The organism is Pseudomonas poae, assembly GCA_028869255.1.
In the GTDB taxonomy this organism is placed as follows: Bacteria; Pseudomonadota; Gammaproteobacteria; order Pseudomonadales; family Pseudomonadaceae; genus Aquipseudomonas; species Aquipseudomonas poae_C.
This window is the reverse complement of the sequence record CP110972.1, coordinates 1,702,257-1,719,191: the sequence shown is the minus strand read 5'-3', so window position 1 is coordinate 1,719,191 and position 16,935 is coordinate 1,702,257. Positions and strand designations below refer to the sequence as shown.

The window sequence follows — 16,935 nt, the reverse complement described above, 5'->3', positions numbered from 1 at the left end:
TAAAAACAAGAAATAAAACCAGTCCGTGACGCGTACCAGGCAGCTCCCGAACTTGTTACAAGGCTTTGCGGGGACGCCAGGGCAACGTCGAGACTGAAGGCGTAGTCATGATGACAGACACCCCCGCGCACCCAGGCTTGATCTCCCTGCAAGGCATTGGCAAACGCTATCAGCTGGCCGGGCAGCACCTGGCCATCCTCAATGACGTATGCCTGTCTATCGCCCCCGGTGACAGCTGCGGCATCCTCGGCGCCTCCGGCTCCGGCAAAAGCACCCTGCTCAATATCCTCGGTCTGCTGGATTTACCCAACTGCGGCCAGTACCACTTTGCCGGCCACGATATTTTCCGCGCCAGCCCCGATGAGCTGGCGGCGATCCGCAACCAGCAGATCGGTTTTGTGTTCCAGAGCTTCAACCTGCTGCCGCGCCTCAGCGCGCTGGACAACGTCGCCCTGCCCCTGGGCTACCGTGGCGTGTCGCGCCACGAGTCGCTGGAACAAGCGCGGCGCATGCTCGAACAGGTGGGCCTGGCCGACCGCGCCCACCACCGCCCTGCCGACCTCTCCGGCGGCCAGCGCCAACGCGTGGCGATTGCACGGGCGCTGGTGGGCAAACCCTCGGTGATCCTGGCCGACGAACCCACCGGCAACCTCGACAGCAGCACCGCCCAGGACATCATGGACCTGCTGCTGGCGCTGAACCGCGAACAACAGGTCACGCTGATCATCGTGACCCACGACCCGCACATCGCCGAGCGCCTGGACCGCAAAATCCTGGTGCGCAATGGCCTGGTGCAAGAGGTCGGGCGCCTATGAACCTGCGGGTTGAACAGAGCCTGAGCCAACTGCTGCATGAAGCATTCATCAGCCTGCGCACCCTGGGCAAGCGCTCGATCCTGGCCCTGCTGGGTATCGTGATCGGCAGTTCGTCGGTGGTGGCGCTGATCAATATCGGACACAACGCCGCAACGGATGCCGCGTTGATTTTCAAGGACATGGGCACCGACACCCTGGTCGCCCAGTTCCCCGCCAAGGGCAGCGGCAACGTGCCGATGCGCACCCGCCTCGACCTGGAAGCCGTGCGCCGCGCGGTACCGGGCATCGCGCATATCGGCGCGCTGACGCTGTTCAGCGGGCCTGTGCTGTTCCATGGCCGTAGTGCGAATGCCAATTTTGTCGGCAGCACGCCGGACATCCAGGCTGCGATGCGCCTGGTGCTGCAGGAGGGGCGCTTCCTGTCGAGCTTCGACGCCCAGGAAACCTACGCCGTGATCGGCGGCCAGTTGGCCCAGGCCCTGGGCGCGCCGGGCGACCCGCTGAAGCTGGGCGACCGCGTACGCATCAACGACTACCTGTTTCTGGTGGTGGGCATCCTGCACCCTCAGCCACGGGCGCTGCTGATGCCGGTGCAGGCCAATGAATCGCTGTTTTTTCCCGCCGACGGCATGCGCCGGATCTTCCCAAACCCGCAAATCGGCAACGTGATCATCCGTGCCGAACCGGGGCTGGACATGGAGCAGCTCGCACGGGACGCCAGCGCCGCCCTGCAAGCCCAACTGACGGACCACAACGTCGACATCCAGGTGCCCCAGCAGATGATCGACGGCATGACCCGCCAGAGTCGCACCTTCGCCTACTTGCTGTTGGCGCTGGGGGCAATCTCGCTGGTGGGCGGCGGCGTGGGGGTGATGAACGTAATGCTGATGAACGTCTCGGAGCGCCGCCGCGAGATCGGCATTCGCATGGCTCTGGGGGCGCGCCGACGGGATATCCGCAACTTGTTTCTGCTGGAGGCGGTAACGCTGACGGCAGTGGGTGCGCTGTGCGGCGCGGTGCTGGGCATGAGCGCCGCCTGGCTGTATGCGCGGCTGTCAGGGTGGGAGTTTGCGCTGGCCGTGGCCGCCCTGCCCCTGGGCGTAGGCAGTACGTTGCTGGTGGGGTTGTTCTTCGGCCTCTATCCGGCGGTTTCGGCCTCGCGCCTGCAACCGGTGGAGGCCCTGCGCGATGAGTAAATGGCTCTGGCTGCTCGCGTGGGTCAGCCTGCACGGCATGGCCGCCGACGTAGTGATCAAACCCTCGGCGCCCAGCACCACCCGCAGCGGTTATGACCGGGGCGTGTCGTTGAATGCCCAGGCCACCACCCTGACCTTGGGCGACGCGGTGTACCTGGGCCTGCGCAACAACCCGGCGATCCGCAGCGCCTACCTGCAAAGGGTCGCCCAGAAGTTCGACCTGCGCGTCGCCGAGGATGTGTTCAACCCCAAGCTCACCCTCAACAGCTACTACCGCAGCACCCGGGCTCCGCGGACAGTGCGCGCACTGCCAACGTGGCGCCGGCCACCAGCCTGCTCGGCGAATACGGCACGCGCTTGAGCATGGCCTGGACCCAGCAACTGAACAACGCCGACCGCGCCGGCCGCTACCGCAGCGATGGCCTTGACCTGGCGATCATCCAGCCGCTGATGCGTGGCGCCGGGTGGGACGCCACCACCGCGCCACTGCGCCTGTCACGCCTGGCGGAGCAGGCCAACCGCCTGAACCTCAAGGCCACCGTGGCGCAGACCATCAGCCAGATCATCGCCACCTACCGCGAACTGCTGCGCGCCCAGGAGCAATTGAGCATCGTGCAGGACGCCCTCAAACGCTCCGGCACCCTGTTGGAGGTGAACAAGGCCCTGATCAGCGCCGGGCGCATGGCCGAGTTCGAAATCGTGCAGACCGAAGCCGATATCGCCACCCAACAACTGGGCGTTGAGGAAGCGCAGAACCAACTCGATACCAGCCGCCTGGCCCTGCTGCGCCTGCTGGCCCTGGACCTGTCCACCCCGATCCGCGCCACCGAAGCCCTGGAGGCCAGGCCCATGCAGATTGACCAGCGCCAGGCCTTCAACCTCGCGCAGACCCAGCAACCGGAATACCTCGCCGCCCTGCTCGGCAGCCAGCAGGCCGACCTTAACCTGGTGATCGCCAAGGACTCCGGGCGCTGGCAAGTCGACCTGGTAGCCGGCGCCAACCAGGTACGCGACGCCTACGACAACGATGCCGGCCGCTCCAACAACCGTACCTGGGACAGCTACGCTGGGGTGCAGGTGCAGATCCCCATCGGCGATATCAGCACGCGCCAGGCCGAAGTGCGTGCGCGAGTGGACGTGGAGGATCAGCAGATCCGCATCACCGATGCGCGCCAGGAGCTGGAACGCAGCGTCAACGATGTGGTGCGCGACCTCGGCACCCGCTGGCGCCAGTATGAAATCTCGCGGCGGGCGGTGGAATTATCGCGGCGCAAGATCGAGATCGAGCGGGAAAAGCTCAGTGCCGGGCGCTCCACCAACTTCCAGGTGCTGAGCTTTGAGACCGACCTGCGCAACGCCGAAAACGCGCAACTCAATGCACTGATCGCTTATTTGAACGCCCAGACCCAGCTTGACTTGACCCTGGGCATGACGCTGGAAAGTTGGGAAATCGCCCTCAATGACTACTAATCGAAAATACCTGCTGGGCGCTGCGTTGCTCCTGCTGTTGGCCGCTGCGGGGCTGGCCCTGCGCAGCCCGGCGGCAGGCCCGACCGACGCCGCCGAGCAATGGCTGGCGGTAAAGCCCGACCCGCTGGTGCATCAGATCGGCCTGGTGGGCAAGATCGAGCCCGACACCACCCTGATCCTCACCGCGCCCTTCGACGGCAATGTGCAGGCCAACCTGGTGGAGCAAGGCCAACGCGTCGAGGCCGGCCAAGTGCTGTTGCGCATGGACCCGGCCACCCTGGAAGTGCAGCTGCGCGATGCCCTTTCCGGCCAGCTCAAGGCCCGGCGCACCGTGCAAGAGCTGCAGGACTGGGACAGCGGCCCCACCGTCAGCCGCGCCCGCCGCAGCCTGCGCACCGCCGAAATGAGCGCCGGCAACACTCAGCGCAAATTGACCGAAAGTGAAACCCTGTTCCAGCGCGGCATCATCCCGCGCAATGAACTGGATGACCTCAAGCAGCAGACCCGCCAGCAGCAGCTTGACCTCGCCGCTGCACGCAGTGAATGCAGCAGGCGCTGGATCAAGGCAAAGGCGAATACCGGCAAATCGCCGAGATGGAAGTGACCAACGCCACGGTGAAATACGACGCCCTGCACACGCTGCTCGAAAGCCGCGAAATCAAGGCCCCGTTCTCCGGCATCGTGGTGCCCGCACCGGGCAATAGCGCGCCGCCAGGCGCCAGCAATACGGCACCCGTGCAGGCCGGCAGCAAGGTCAGCCAGGGCCAGGTGCTGTTTGGGCTGGCCAATATCGAACGGCTGAAAATCGTCGCCAAGGTCTCTGAACTGGATATTAACCAACTGCACCAGGGCCAGGCGGTGGACGTAATGGGCGACGGCTTTGAAGGTGAACGTCTGATCGGTTCGGTGAGCGTGGTCAGCGGGTTGGCGATTGCCGGCGACAGCCAGGGCAGTGCGCAATTTCCGGTGACCCTGTCGATCCCCAAGCTCACACCGCAGCAAGTGCAGCGAGTGCGGCTGGGGATGAGTGCGCGCTTGACCATCGTCACTTACCACAACGAGCAGGCGATAGTGGTTCCCAACCAGGCGATCCAGGCGGACATGACCGTTGAGTATCGGGCGGCGATGGATCAGCCGGTGGAGCGCGTGAAGGTGACAACCGGGCAATCGACGCCGCTGGGAGTGGAGGTGTTTGGGCTTAAACCCGGGTTTGTGAAAATCTCAAGATAAATGAAGATCAACATGTGGGAGCGGGCTTGCTCGCGAAGGCGGAGGGCCAGTCAGCACATTTGATGCTGACACACCGCCTTCGCGAGCAAGCCCGCTCCCACATTTAGATTTTTGTCAGTTTTAACGCCAACGCTTTCGCCTGAATCGCCACATCCGTCACCGCCGTACTCTCCCACCACATCCCGCGCAACGGCGGGCCCATGGCGAACAGCCGCTGGCTGACGTGCCCCTGAGCATCCAGCACCGCGCCAGACTTGTCCGCTGCAATTCCCAACGCCAACGGGCCGGGCTGGATCAGCCCGCGCTTGAGCAACTGCTGCGGCAACGGCCGGGCCACGCGGCGCCAGTCGTATTCGATCCCGCTGGAGTTGATCAGCGCTGCGCCCGACACCCGCGTGATCGCCTGCTCGCCGCGAGGGCGCAAACGCAGGGTCACGCCGTTGGCCGAGGGCTCCAGGCCCTTGAACGACGCCGCCCGGATCCGCAAACGCCCCTCCTCGTGCAGTCGCGCCACCAGCTGTGCACTCAACGGCGGCGAACGGTGGTGATGGCTTTCCCACCACGGCCTTACATGGCGCACGAACTGGCGCTTTTCGCCCTCACTGGCCTGGCTCCACAAGCGGCCGATATGCGCGCGCACCGTGTCCAGCGGCGCCTGCCAGTCAATGCCTTGCGCCAGCGCGAGGCGGCATTGACGACGCACCTCGCGCAGCAATTGCCGAGGGCTGCGCAGGCTGTGGTCGGCGGCCAGAAAGTCCTCCCAGCCCGGCGGTTGCCGACGCACGTGGGGCAACAGCCCGTGGCGCGAAAAAATCTCGATCGGCCCGCGATGCCCGGCCTGTTCCAGGGACACCACGGCGTCCACCATGGTCAGCCCGGAACCGACAATCAGCACCGTCGCCTGCGGGTCGATATGGGTCATGGCCTGCACGTCCCACGGGTCCACGGCGGCCGCGTTCAAGCCGCTGGATTCGGTTTGCGGCGTGCGCGCCGCCGGGAACATACCGGTCGCCAGCACCGCCCGGGCGCCGCGCAGTTGCTGGCCGTTATCCAAGGTCAACAGCGTGGAATCGGCCTCGACTTGCAGGTCGACCACTTCGCCGCGCACATGCTCGACCGTGGAGGTCGACAGCGCCTTGGCCTCAGCCAGGCGCTGCTGGGCATATAAACCAAAAATCCCGCGGGGCGGGAACAGTTCGCTGATGGGCACGTGCTGCTGGTCCGACTCCGGCCAACCGCCGGCGCCGATGTAGTCGGTGAGCCATTCGGTCAGGTCGTCGGCATTGTCCGGGTCGACGCTCATGCGCGCCGCATTGCCGTTCAGGGTGTGGCCCAGCTCGACGGCGCTGTAGGCCTCGCCCCGGCCGAGTTCGGCGCGTGGCTCGATTACCAGAACCCGGCGCTTGCCAGGCAGGCGCAGCAGTTGCACGGCGAGCATCGTGCCGCTCAGGCCGCCGCCGATGATCAGGACATCAGCGTTGCGGATGGTTTCAGTCATGCAAATTCGCCTTCACTGTTTACCCAGATAAATGTCATGCAAATCGCCCCGCGCCAGCAGTTCAGCGGCGCTGCCACTCAAGGCCACGCGCCCAGTATCCAGCACGTAGCCGTGGGACGCATAGTTGAGCGCGACGTTGATGTTCTGCTCGGCGATCAGGAAGCTCACCTGCTGCTCGCGATTGAGCTGCGCGATAATCTCGAAGATCTCCTGCACGATCATAGGCGCCAAACCCATGGACGGCTCGTCGAGCAGTACCAAAGTAGGACGGGTCATCAAGGCCCGGCCGATGGCGACCATCTGCTGCTCGCCGCCGGAGGTCAGCCCGGCGCGCGTGTGGCGCTTGGTCTTGAGCCTCGGGAACCAGGCGTAGATGCGCTCCAGGTCGGCCTCCATGGCCTTGCGGCTGAGGCGCCGCACAAAACCGCCGCTGCGCAGGTTGTCTTCCACGGTGAGCTGGCCGAACACATGTCGGCCTTCCAGCACGTGCACCATGCCCTGGCGCACGCGCTGGCTGGGGTCGACGCCGGCAAGGTCCAGGCCTGCGTATTCGATAACCCCCCGGCTGACCTCGGCGCGTTCGGCGCGCACCAGCCCGGAGATCGCCTTGAGCGTGGTGCTCTTGCCTGCGCCGTTCGCGCCGAGCAAGGCCACAATCGCGCCCTTGGGCACGCTCAGCGACACCCCGGCCACGGCGAGAATCGCGCCGTCGTAGATCACTTCAATATCGTTGACCGTCAGCAGCGACGGGCGCGTGGGCTCGGTGGCAGGCTGGTTCATGGCTTATTCATCCCCGGTGCAGGTGCGTGGCGTGAGGCCTTTTTCCTTGGCGAATGCGGCGGACTTTTCGTCAATCAGCGGGCGCAGCAGCGCACGGTCGGCGGCGATCCAGTCGCTGATCAGCGCCCAGTTGGCGCCGTCCCATTGCTGCACCCGCGCCGAGCCGCCGCCTTCGTGGTCGCGGCACGACAGCTTGAGGTTCTGCATCAGGCCCAGGTAGCCCATGGCCTTGAGGCGCGTGTCGTCGATATTCAAGTGCTCCAGGCCCCAGCGGCCTTCTTCGCCATTGAGCGGGCGCTTGCCGAACTTGGCCTGGCCGGTGCGGATCGCCTCCACGGCCACAGCGGCGTTCACCAGGCCGGAGTTGTAGTAGACGCTGCCGAAGTTTTTCAGGTCCTTGAGGTCGCTGTGGCCCTTGTCCAGGATGTACTGCTTGAGGCGCTTGTGGATCTCGAAATCGGCCCCTGCCGGGTAGGGAGTGAGCGCCAGGTAGCCTTTGGCGGCGGCACCTGCGGGCAATACGTCTTCGCTGGAACTGGCCCAGATATCGCCGATGATATGGTCCACCGGGAAGCCGAAACGCGCAGCGGTTTTCACCGCGACCGGGGTTGAAACACCCCAGGTGCGCAGGAACACCCAGTCCGGATTGGCCTGGCGCACCTGGCGCCATTGCGCCGATTGCTCGTTGCCGGGGTCGGCGACCGGAATCTGGATATTTTCAAAGCCGTATTTTTCCGCGAGCAATTTCAGCGGGCCCAGGGTTTCACGGCCATAGGCCGAGTCGTGGTAGACCGTGGCGATTTTCTTGCCCTTGAGTTTGTCGAAGCCGCCTTCGCGCTGGGCGATGTAGTTCACCAGGGTCGAGGCTTCGCTGTAGAAGGTCAGCATCACCGGGAAGTTGTACGGGAAGACCGTGCCGTCGGTGGCTTCGGTGCGGCCGTAGCCGAGGGTGATCAGCGGGATCTTGTCGACTTCGGCCCGCTCGCTCAGGGCATACGCCGCCGGTGCGCCGTTAGGCTGGTACACCGCGACCGGCGCACCATCCAGGCCATTTTTGAAGCGCTCGTAGCACTCGATGCCCTTCTCCGCCGTCCACTCGGTCTCGCATTCCTGCCACACCAATTTCACGCCGTTGATACCGCCTTCGACCTCGTTGATGTAACGCAGGTAGTCGATCATCCCGGCCCACACCTGCACGCCACTGGAGGCGTAGGCGCCAACACGGTAGGTGGCCAGCGGGATGAATTGCTGATCAGGCGAGGCCATCGCCTGCGGTACAGCACCAGCCAGGGTCGCCAACGTAAACGCGGCGCCGATCAAGGAACGTTTCAAGGATGCACGCATGGAGGTTCTCTTAAAGTTAGAAGCGCAGCGGCCACTGCCGCACACGGTCACGCAGGTTATGCAACAGGCGAATCAAGCCCTCGGGTTCCTTGATCAGGAACACGATGATCAATACGCCAAAGATGATTTTCTGCAGGTTCTGCAACTGCCCCGCATCCACCGCACCGCCGAACAGCGCCTGCCCGGCATGGCTGAGGAAGATCGGCAGCAAACTGATAAACGCCGCGCCGACAAAGTTGCCGGCAATGCTGCCCATGCCGCCGATAATGATGATGAACAGGATCTGGAACGAGCGGTTGATATCAAAGCTGCTGGCGCTGGCCGTGCCCAGGTAGGCGAAGGCCCACAGCGCGCCGGCGATGCCTAAATAGAACGAGCTGACCGCAAACGCCAGGCGCTTGTAGCGCACCACCGGGATGCCGACCACGGCGGCGGCCGTGTCCATGTCGCGGATCGCCATCCAGTTGCGCCCGACTTGGCTGCGCACCAGGTTCACGGCGGTCCAGGTCAACAGCAGCACCGTCACCAGGGTCAGCAGGTAGCGGCCCAGTGTCGTATTCAGGTCATGACCGAACAGCGCAAGCTTCGGCGCAGAGATTGTCCCGGACGAGCCATAGTTGTAGAACCAGGGAAATTTGACGAACACCCACTCTAGAAAAAACTGCGCGGCCAGGGTGGTGACCATCAGGTAGAAACCCTTGATCCGCGAGCTGGGCAGGCCGAACACCAACCCAACCAGCGCGCTGATAATCCCGCCACCGAGCAACGCCACCGGCAAGCCCAGCTCCGGCAGGCGCAACAGAAACCCGTAGGTGGCGAACGCGCCGACGGCCATGAACCCCGCCGCGCCCACCGAGGTCTGTCCGGTGTAACCGGTCAACAGGTTCAGGCCCAACCCGGCCAGCGACAGCACCAGAAACGGGATCAGGATCGCATTAAGCCAATAGTCATTGCCCCACAGCGGCACCACCACAAAGGCCAGCGCCAGCAGGCCGATCAGGCCCCAGGGCACGCGCCGCTGAATCAGCACTAACGGCGCGGTTTCTTGAGCAACGGGTATCGACATGGTTTCAGACTCGCTCGATGGCGCGCTCGCCGAACAGGCCGGCGGGACGGATATACAGGAAGGCCAAAGCCAATACATAGGCGAACCACGGCGTGATGCCGCCGCCGATCAACGGGCCGATATACACCTCGGCCAGGTTCTCCGCCGCGCCGACAATCAGCCCGCCGACAATCGCCCCGCCAATCGAGGTAAAGCCGCCGATGATCAGCACCGGCAGCGCCTTGAGCACCACCAGCGACAAGGAGAACTGCACGCCCTGGCGTGCGCCCCACAGCAGGCCCGCCACCAGCCCGACGATGCCGGCCACCGCCCAGACGATCTGCCAGATGCGGTTGAGGTTGATGCCGATCGACAGCGCCGCCGTGGTGTCATCCGCCACGGCGCGCAGCGACACACCGATGCGGGTCTTGTTGAACAGCAGCGCCAGCACCGTCACCAGCACCACCGCGACCGCCGCCGCAATCAGGTCGAACTGGCTGAGCATCAGCGGCCCGACAAACAGCGGCACGTCGTCGATGCCCAGGTCCAGCGCACGCACCTGGGAACCCATCAAGCCTTGGGCCAGGCCCTCGATAATGAACGACAGGCCCAGGGTGGCCATGAACAGGGTGATCTGCGAACGATTCACCAGCGGCCGCAACACCAGGCGCTCGATGAGCAAGGCGCCGACGATCATCACGATCACCGTCAGCAGCAACGCCAGGGCAAACGGCACGCCCTGGTCATGCAGGCTGACAAAGGTCAGCGCGGCAAACAGCAGCATCGAGCCCTGGGCGAAATTGAACACGCCGCTGGCCTTGTAGATCAGCACGAAGCCGATGGCGACCAACGAGTACATGGTGCCGGCGAGCAGGCCACCGAGCAGGGTTTCAAAGAAGAAGGTCATCAGTGGGCAACTCCCAGGTACGCCGCGATCACCTCGGGGTTGGCTTGTACCTCGGCGGGCGTGCCGTCGCCGACCTTGCGCCCGTAGTCGAGCACCACCACATGGTCGGACAGGCCCATGACCACGCCCATGTCGTGCTCGATCAACACCACGGTGGTGCCGAGGTCGCGGTTTACATCGGCGACGAAGCGCGCCATGTCGTGTTTTTCCTCGGCGTTCATCCCGGCCATCGGCTCGTCCAGCAGCAACAGGCTGGGCCCGGCGATCAGTGCACGGCCAAGCTCCACGCGCTTTTGCAGGCCATAGGACAAGTTACCCACCAGCACATCGCGGTGGGCCTGCAGCTCCAGAAACTCGAGGATGCCCTGGGCGCGCAGGCGGAAGGCTGCGGCTTCACGCCGCGCACGAGGCAAGCCCAGGGCCTGTTCGATAAAGCGGGTGCGCATGTGCCGCGACAGGCCGGTAAGGATGTTGTCGAGCACGCTCATTTTCTTGAACAGCGCATTGTTCTGGAACGTGCGGCCAATACCTCGGCGCGCCGCGCCCAAGGGGTCGATACGGTGGAAGTGCTGCTGCTCGAACACGATCTCGCCGGCATCGAAGCGGTACACGCCGTTAAGCACATTGAGCAACGAACTCTTGCCGGCACCGTTGGGCCCGATCAGCGCGCAGATTTCGCCGCGCTGCACCTCGAAGGACAAGGCGTTGATGGCCTTGACCCCTTTGAACGACAGCGAGATATCCCGCACCTGGAGAATGGCCTGGCTCATGCAATGTCCCGTTTGAATTCAGCCAGCCACACCGGATCCTGGCTGGTTTTGGCGGTGCTGGACGGCTGCCAGATATAGGCCAGGCGCTGAAAGCCCAGCAGTTTGCGTACACGGTTTTTCAGCACCTGGCGCAAGCCGCTTTGCGGGTGGGCGATGGCCCAGTCACACAGGCGTCGGCGCCAGGTGCCGTGGGGCGCGAGGCGGCTTTCGATATCGTCGGCCACGTGCTGCAAACGCTCGGGGGACAGCAGCAGGCCGGTCGGCGCAACTTCACTGCGATCACGCCGCGCCGAGGCCAGGCTTTCGGGAAACGCCAGGCCATGGCCGCTGTTCAGCCATTGCTCCAGCACTACCGCCAGGCCGCCTTGCCACTGCGTGCCTTCCTCGCTCCATAACGCGGTTTCAGCGCTCGGTTGCCACCAACGCTGCACATGCTGCGCCGGGTCTACCGGGCCGAGCAACTGGGCGAAATCCACCACGTTGGCGGACTGCCAATGCCGTATTGGCTGGCGGCCCTGCACATAGGCGTGGGTCGGGCGAATGCGCCATAGCTGTTGCTCCACGGCCTGGGCGTCCAAACCATCGGCAAGGGTGAGTACCTGCCCACCGACCGAATGGGCAGCCAGCGCCAGCAGCAACAGATTGGGCTCGAAAGCACCGCTGAGGACCAGCCGCGACGGCTCGCCGAACCCTGCTGGCGCAAGCCATCGGCCAGGCGCTCCACGTCGCGCAACACATCGATCCAGCGCCACGCATACCACTGGCCCTGGCGCTTGTGGCGCAGCGCGGTATGCAGCGGCGTAATCTGCGCCCAATGGTGCAATTGCTCCAGGGCCTTGGGCAGGTTGCCGAGCAGCTCGGCTGGCCACTCCAGGTCCAGCGGGCGTTTGCGTTCGTGCACGCTCATAGGGGTGATGCTCCTATTCAGGTTGTGTGCGTGCGGTGGTCCGCTGGCTGGATTTTTGGATCAACGCAGGGCAAGTGTGGGAGCGGGCTTGCTCGCGAAAGCGGTGATTCAGTCGGTATTAATGTTGGATGTCAGTCCGCATTCGCGAGCAAGCCCGCTCCCACATTGGAATTGTGCAAGGCCGCCAAATCGCGGTAGCCCGCGCCCGGGTGGTTCGCCCCCAACCGCGCACCGTCGCCAAACAACTTCTCGCGCAAGGTGCCCTGGGCGTATTCGGTCTTGTACACGCCACGCTTTTGCAACTCCGGCACCAGCAATTCCACGGCGTCGATAAAGGTTTCGTGGGTCAACGCATAAGCCAGGTTGAAGCCGTCCACATCGGTGTCTTCGACCCATTCCTGCAACAGGTCCGCCACGGTTTGCGGGCCGCCGACAAACAGCGGGCCAAAGCCGCCGATGCCCACCCAGTCGGCCAGCTCGTTGGGGGTCCAGACCTTGTTCGGGTCGGCCGTGGAGAACGCTTCGACTGCCGATTGAATCGCATTGGTGTGCACGTGCTTGAGCGGTTCATCCGGTTTGAACTGGCTGAAATCAATGCCCGTCCAGCCGGAGATCAGTGCCATCGCGCCCTCGTAGCTGACGTAGGATTTGTATTCCTCAAACTTGGCTTTGGCCTTGGCGTCGGTCTCGCCGACGATCACCGTCTGCAGGTTGAAGATCAGGATTTTCTTCGGATCACGCCCGGCCTCGGCCGCACGGCGGCGAATGTCGGCGACGGTCTTTTTCAGCAGCACCTTGGACGGCGCGGCGACGAACACGCACTCGGCCTGCTCGGCGGCGAACTGCTTGCCACGGCTGGATGCACCGGCCTGGTACAGCACCGGCGTGCGCTGGGGCGAGGGTTCGCACAGGTGAATACCGGGCACCTGGAAGTGTTTGCCGACGTGGCGAATCTCGTGGATTTTGCTCGGGTCGCTGAAAATCCGGCGCTCGCGATCACGCAGCACGGCGCCCTCCTCCCAGCTGCCTTCCCAGAGTTTGTAGCAAACCTCCAGGTATTCCTCGGCGTAGTCGTAGCGCGCATCGTGTTCGGTCTGGGCCTTCTGGCCGAGGTTCTTGGCGCCGCTTTCCAGGTAGGAGGTGACGATGTTCCAGCCGATGCGGCCCTTGGTCAGGTGGTCGAGGGTCGAGAGCCGGCGCGCAAAGGGATACGGGTGCTCGAACGACAAGGAGGCGGTCAGGCCGAAACCCAGGTGCTCAGTGACCAGCGCCATGGGCGCGATCAGCGACAATGGATCGTTGACCGGCACTTGGGTGGCCTGGCGAATGGCGGCTTCGCCGTTGCCGTTGTACACGTCGTAGATGCCCAGCACGTCGGCGATAAACAGACCGTCGAACTTGCCGCGCTCAAGGATCTTTGCCAGGTCGGTCCAGTATTCCAGGTCCTTGTACTGCCACGAGCGATCACGCGGGTGTGCCCAAAGGCCGGGGGACTGGTGGCCGACACAGTTCATGTCGAAGGCATTCAAGCGGATTTCACGGGACATCAAAGCACTCCGTTGAGGTGGTAATTGCCGACAACCTGGTATTTCCAGCGCAGCGGGTCATCGAGCGTCGGCGGCAATGGGGTGCGTTGGCCGGTGAGTTCAAATTCGGTATTGCTCGCAAATAGCAGGGCTTCGGCGGCGGCAATCTGCGCTTCGGTGATCGCCACAGGGCTTGGGTGGGTGTCGGCGCGTTCCAGCAAGGCGGCGGCCACATCGACGCGAATCTGCCAGTCGCCGAAGCGGCTGATCACATAGGGGTCATCGCTTTGCGCGACATGCCGTCGGGTGCTTTCCAGCAATTGGCGGGCTTGATTCAGGGCGGTCATGGTCAAGTCTCCTCAGTTCCAGGCGTGGCGCGCAGGCTTCACGCCGTTGAGCACGAAGTTGCCGATCAGATGGTATTTCCAGCGGGCCGGGTCGTGCAGGGTGTGGGTGCGGGCGTTACGCCAGAAGCGGTCGAGGTTGTGCTTGCCGGTGACCGAGCGGGTGCCGGCCAGTTCGAAGAGCTTGCTGCTGGCGAGCAAGGCGGTTTCCGCCGACAGCACTTTGGCCTGGGCGACCACCAGCGAGGCGCGGGCGACCGTGTCTTCACTCGGTTCGGCGAGGGCCAGATCGACGGCCTTGCCTGCCTTGGCGAGAATCGCTTCGGTGCCGTGCACGCGCCACTCCAGGTCGCCGATGGCAGCGATGGTGAATGGGTCTTGCCAGCCGTGATCCTGCTGGCTGTCGATCCACGGGCGCGCCTGTCGCGCATACACCTTCGCCTGCTCCAGCGCGCCGAGGGCGATGCCGGTGTCCACGGCGGCCTGGATAATTTGCGAAATCGGGCCATTGGCGGTGGGTTGGTCGAACGCCAGGTGGGCGGGGATCACTGCAGTCAGCGGCACGCTCACACCGTCGAGGGTCACCCCGCCGCTGGCGGTGGTGCGCTGGCCGAAGCCGTCCCAGCTGTCGACTACCGTCAGGCCTGGCGCATCGCGTTCGACAAAGGCAATAAACGCCTGGCCGTGTTCGTTATTGCCAACCGTGGGCACCAGATGGGCGAACAGTGCGCCGGTGCAGTAGAACTTCTCGCCGTTGATTTGCGCGGTGTCGCCATGGAAGCGGATCTGGGTATCAAAGGTGCCGGCGTTTTTGCTCTTGGCTTCGGAGAAGGCATTGCCAAAACGGTAACCCGCCAGGACTTTGCCGAAGTAATGGAGCTTTTGTTCCTCGCTGGCGGTTTGCAGGAGGATGTCCACTACGCCGAGGTGGTTTTGCGGGATTTGCCCCAGGGACGGGTCAGCGGCGGAGATCAACTTGATCACCTCAGCCACCGTCGCATAGGACACCTCGGCGCCACCGTAAGCCTTGGGAATGGTGATGCCCCACAGGCCACTGGCGGAAAACTCCTCGAGTTCCTCTACCGGCAGGCGCCGCTCGCGGTCGCGCACGCTGGCGTCGACCGCAAAGCGTGCGGCCAGGCGGGTAGCGACCTCGATGGCTTCCGCGTCCGAGCGGATGATATGGGCAGGGTGTTGAGGGTGGGCTGACATGGGCCGACTCCAGGCTCCGAGGGGATACTGGAGTGATTGCAGGAGTCGTGCCTGAATTTAATCGTCAATAAAATCAGGGCTTTGCTGTTGATTTACGAGGCTGGGCCGCGGCTTAAACCAGCAAAGTGTGCATCCACTGTTGCCTGGCAAACAGTTAGATCACCACGTTGCGCACAAAGCGCACCGCCACCTCGCCGTCGTTACGGTAGGCGTGGGCCTGACCGCTGGCAAACATATAGAACTCGCCGGCGCTGACGAGCTTATCTTCATCTCCCACCCGCAACGTGAGGCAGCCCTCGAACACAAACAGCTGCACGCTCCAGCCTTCCGGGTCGGGCTCGGGGCTGTAGCGATCGGCGGGTTCCAGGCGCATCTCCCACAGCTCCACCTCGCGGCGCGCGGTGGCCTTGGCCAGCAATACGGCTTTGCTGCCGGGGATATCACCGGCCCAGGCCAACTCGTTGATGCGGCTGTGGTCGGGCGCATCCGGGGCCTGGATCAGGTCGCTGAACGCCACGTCCAGCGCTTCGGCCACGCGGTCGAGGGTGGACAGGCTGACGTTTTTCTCACCGGCCTCAATCGCCACCAGCATGCGCCGGCTGACCCCGGACTTTTCCGATAGTGCGGTCTGGCTCAAGTCGGCAGCATGCCGCAGACGACGCACATTCTGGCTGACATGTTGCAAGACCGAAGCCCGTTGTGGATTTTCTTTGTGCACTATATTGCTCATATGATAGGTGTGCGCAGTATACTGCCCAGCGTGCGGCGCATTGTGCGATCCGCGCCCTTCCCTTGCAAGACCGAGCCGCCATGACAACCCCGAACGCTTCCCCACGTTTTAACCGTTTCAGCAAAGCCGAATGCATCCTGGTGGTGATCACCATGATCTGGGGCGGCACTTTTTTGCTGGTGCAACACGCGATGACCGTCAGCGGGCCGATGTTTTTCGTGGGCCTGCGCTTTGCGGCAGCGGCCATTGTGGTCGGTTTCTTTTCGTTGCGCACGCTGCGCGACCTGACGCTGTTTGAACTGAAGGCCGGGGTGTTTATCGGTGTGGCGATCATGTTTGGCTATGGTTTGCAGACCATTGGCCTGCAAACCATCCTGAGCAGCCAGTCGGCGTTTATCACCGCGCTCTATGTGCCATTCGTGCCGTTGCTGCAGTGGCTGGTGCTGGGCCGCCGCCCCGGGCTGATGCCGAGCATCGGCATCATGCTGGCATTTGCCGGTTTGATGCTGTTGACCGGCCCTGCGGGGGCTACGTTGAATTTCAGCCCGGGTGAAATAGCCACGCTGATCGGCGCGGTAGCGATTGCGGCGGAGATTATCCTGATCAGCGCGTTTGCCGGGCAGGTCGATGTGCGCCGGGTGACCGTGGTGCAATTGGCCACGGCGTCGTTGTTGTCGTTCCTGATGGTGGTGCCGATGGGCGAGGCGCTGCCGGGCTTTTCATGGTTGCTGCTGTTCAGCGCGGTGGGCCTGGGCTTGACCAGCGCGGTGATCCAGGTGGCGATGAACTGGGCGCAGCAGAGTGTTTCGCCAACCCGGGCCACGCTGATTTATGCCGGTGAGCCGGTGTGGGCCGGTGTGGTCGGGCGGATTGCCGGGGAGCGCTTTCCACCGATTGCGATGCTGGGAGCGGTGTTGATTGTAGTGGCAGTGGTTGTCAGTGAGATGAAGACAAAGGGGCAGAAGGCAATCGAATTGCGTGATGAGAGGGAACAGGAACAGCAGGGATAATGTCCGAACGCTTGCGGTGGCTGTCAGATTGCCATCGCGGGCAAGCCCGGCTCCCACAGGGAGCGGTGTTGCTCAGTGAAACAATGCCAAACGGGGGGGTTCGTCCTACTTTGTAGGATCCTGCCACATGTTGCCGTTTGGTGATCGAGAA

General features: G+C 63.8%; 13 protein-coding genes and 3 pseudogenes. 5 read left to right on the top strand and 11 right to left on the bottom strand.

Annotated elements, in window-relative coordinates; all coding sequences use genetic code 11:
- The first annotated feature begins 107 nt into the window (after positions 1 to 107).
- From LRS56_07980 to LRS56_07965, 4 genes and pseudogenes are all read left to right on the top strand, one after another.
- Positions 108 to 815, top strand: a complete 708-nt coding sequence (locus LRS56_07980; protein ID WDU64402.1) for an ABC transporter ATP-binding protein — start codon at positions 108 to 110, stop codon at positions 813 to 815.
- Entirely contained in the window at positions 812 to 2,011 is a 1,200-nt protein-coding gene (locus tag LRS56_07975; GenBank protein WDU64401.1) for an ABC transporter permease, read from the top strand. Before LRS56_07980 ends, LRS56_07975 begins: the two co-directional genes overlap by 4 nt.
- Positions 2,004 to 3,481 (top strand): annotated as a pseudogene (locus tag LRS56_07970) (TolC family protein). The gene LRS56_07975 and the pseudogene LRS56_07970 overlap by 8 nt, the downstream one beginning before the upstream one ends.
- A pseudogene (locus tag LRS56_07965) lies at positions 3,471 to 4,711 on the top strand (HlyD family efflux transporter periplasmic adaptor subunit). The pseudogenes LRS56_07970 and LRS56_07965 overlap by 11 nt, the downstream one beginning before the upstream one ends.
- A 103-nt stretch (positions 4,712 to 4,814) precedes the next feature.
- Here the strand turns inward: LRS56_07965 and LRS56_07960 are convergent.
- The 11 genes and pseudogenes from LRS56_07960 to LRS56_07910 all read right to left on the bottom strand — a co-directional run bounded on the left by LRS56_07960 (position 4,815) and on the right by LRS56_07910 (position 15,762).
- A complete protein-coding gene (locus tag LRS56_07960; GenBank protein ID WDU64400.1) occupies positions 4,815 to 6,209 on the bottom strand; it encodes an FAD/NAD(P)-binding protein in 1,395 nt (464 codons plus the stop codon).
- A gap of 12 nt (positions 6,210 to 6,221) precedes the next feature.
- Positions 6,222 to 6,989 (bottom strand): ABC transporter ATP-binding protein, encoded by a 768-nt coding sequence (locus LRS56_07955; GenBank protein ID WDU64399.1) that lies wholly within the window; start codon positions 6,987 to 6,989, stop codon positions 6,222 to 6,224.
- A gap of 3 nt (positions 6,990 to 6,992) precedes the next feature.
- The gene (locus tag LRS56_07950; protein WDU64398.1) at positions 6,993 to 8,333 is read right to left on the bottom strand and encodes an ABC transporter substrate-binding protein; all 1,341 of its coding nucleotides are present in this window, start codon (positions 8,331 to 8,333) and stop codon (positions 6,993 to 6,995) included.
- 16 nt (positions 8,334 to 8,349) lie between these two features.
- A complete protein-coding gene (locus tag LRS56_07945; protein WDU64397.1) occupies positions 8,350 to 9,399 on the bottom strand; it encodes a branched-chain amino acid ABC transporter permease in 1,050 nt (349 codons plus the stop codon).
- Between the two features lie 4 nt (positions 9,400 to 9,403).
- Complete coding sequence (locus tag LRS56_07940; protein ID WDU64396.1) at positions 9,404 to 10,285, bottom strand: branched-chain amino acid ABC transporter permease; 882 nt, start codon at positions 10,283 to 10,285, stop codon at positions 9,404 to 9,406.
- The gene (locus LRS56_07935) at positions 10,285 to 11,055 is read right to left on the bottom strand and encodes an ABC transporter ATP-binding protein (protein WDU64395.1); all 771 of its coding nucleotides are present in this window, start codon (positions 11,053 to 11,055) and stop codon (positions 10,285 to 10,287) included. The genes LRS56_07940 and LRS56_07935 overlap by 1 nt, the downstream gene beginning before the upstream one ends.
- Positions 11,052 to 11,962 (bottom strand): annotated as a pseudogene (locus LRS56_07930) (acyl-CoA synthetase). Before LRS56_07930 ends, LRS56_07935 begins: the two are co-directional and overlap by 4 nt.
- Positions 11,963 to 12,093: 131 nt before the next feature.
- Positions 12,094 to 13,509: an LLM class flavin-dependent oxidoreductase gene (locus tag LRS56_07925; protein ID WDU64394.1), complete on the bottom strand. Its 1,416-nt coding sequence runs from the start codon at positions 13,507 to 13,509 to the stop codon at positions 12,094 to 12,096.
- Positions 13,509 to 13,835, bottom strand: a complete 327-nt coding sequence (locus LRS56_07920) for an acyl-CoA dehydrogenase (GenBank protein ID WDU64393.1) — start codon at positions 13,833 to 13,835, stop codon at positions 13,509 to 13,511. Before LRS56_07920 ends, LRS56_07925 begins: the two co-directional genes overlap by 1 nt.
- Before the next feature lie 12 nt (positions 13,836 to 13,847).
- Entirely contained in the window at positions 13,848 to 15,044 is a 1,197-nt protein-coding gene (locus tag LRS56_07915) for an SfnB family sulfur acquisition oxidoreductase (protein ID WDU64392.1), read from the bottom strand.
- Positions 15,045 to 15,198: 154 nt separating this feature from the next.
- Positions 15,199 to 15,762 carry an XRE family transcriptional regulator gene (locus LRS56_07910; protein WDU64391.1) on the bottom strand — a complete coding sequence of 188 codons (564 nt, stop codon included), beginning with the start codon at positions 15,760 to 15,762 and terminating at the stop codon, positions 15,199 to 15,201.
- Between the two features lie 92 nt (positions 15,763 to 15,854).
- On the opposite strand from LRS56_07910, the gene LRS56_07905 reads away from it, so the two are divergent.
- Entirely contained in the window at positions 15,855 to 16,784 is a 930-nt protein-coding gene (locus LRS56_07905) for a DMT family transporter (protein ID WDU64390.1), read from the top strand.
- The last annotated feature ends 151 nt before the right edge of the window (positions 16,785 to 16,935 follow it).

Excerpts from the sequence above, each read along its gene's own strand:
- LRS56_07980 (WDU64402.1), top strand. The coding sequence starts at position 108 with ATGATGACAGACACCCCCGCGCACCCAGGCTTGATCTCCCTGCAAGGC.
- LRS56_07975 (WDU64401.1), top strand. The coding sequence starts at position 812 with ATGAACCTGCGGGTTGAACAGAGCCTGAGCCAACTGCTGCATGAAGCA.
- LRS56_07960 (WDU64400.1), bottom strand. The coding sequence starts at position 6,209 with ATGACTGAAACCATCCGCAACGCTGATGTCCTGATCATCGGCGGCGGC.
- LRS56_07955 (WDU64399.1), bottom strand. The coding sequence starts at position 6,989 with ATGAACCAGCCTGCCACCGAGCCCACGCGCCCGTCGCTGCTGACGGTC.
- LRS56_07950 (WDU64398.1), bottom strand. The coding sequence starts at position 8,333 with ATGCGTGCATCCTTGAAACGTTCCTTGATCGGCGCCGCGTTTACGTTG.
- LRS56_07945 (WDU64397.1), bottom strand. The coding sequence starts at position 9,399 with ATGTCGATACCCGTTGCTCAAGAAACCGCGCCGTTAGTGCTGATTCAG.
- LRS56_07940 (WDU64396.1), bottom strand. The coding sequence starts at position 10,285 with ATGACCTTCTTCTTTGAAACCCTGCTCGGTGGCCTGCTCGCCGGCACC.
- LRS56_07935 (WDU64395.1), bottom strand. The coding sequence starts at position 11,055 with ATGAGCCAGGCCATTCTCCAGGTGCGGGATATCTCGCTGTCGTTCAAA.
- LRS56_07925 (WDU64394.1), bottom strand. The coding sequence starts at position 13,509 with ATGTCCCGTGAAATCCGCTTGAATGCCTTCGACATGAACTGTGTCGGC.
- LRS56_07920 (WDU64393.1), bottom strand. The coding sequence starts at position 13,835 with ATGACCGCCCTGAATCAAGCCCGCCAATTGCTGGAAAGCACCCGACGG.
- LRS56_07915 (WDU64392.1), bottom strand. The coding sequence starts at position 15,044 with ATGTCAGCCCACCCTCAACACCCTGCCCATATCATCCGCTCGGACGCG.
- LRS56_07905 (WDU64390.1), top strand. The coding sequence starts at position 15,855 with ATGACAACCCCGAACGCTTCCCCACGTTTTAACCGTTTCAGCAAAGCC.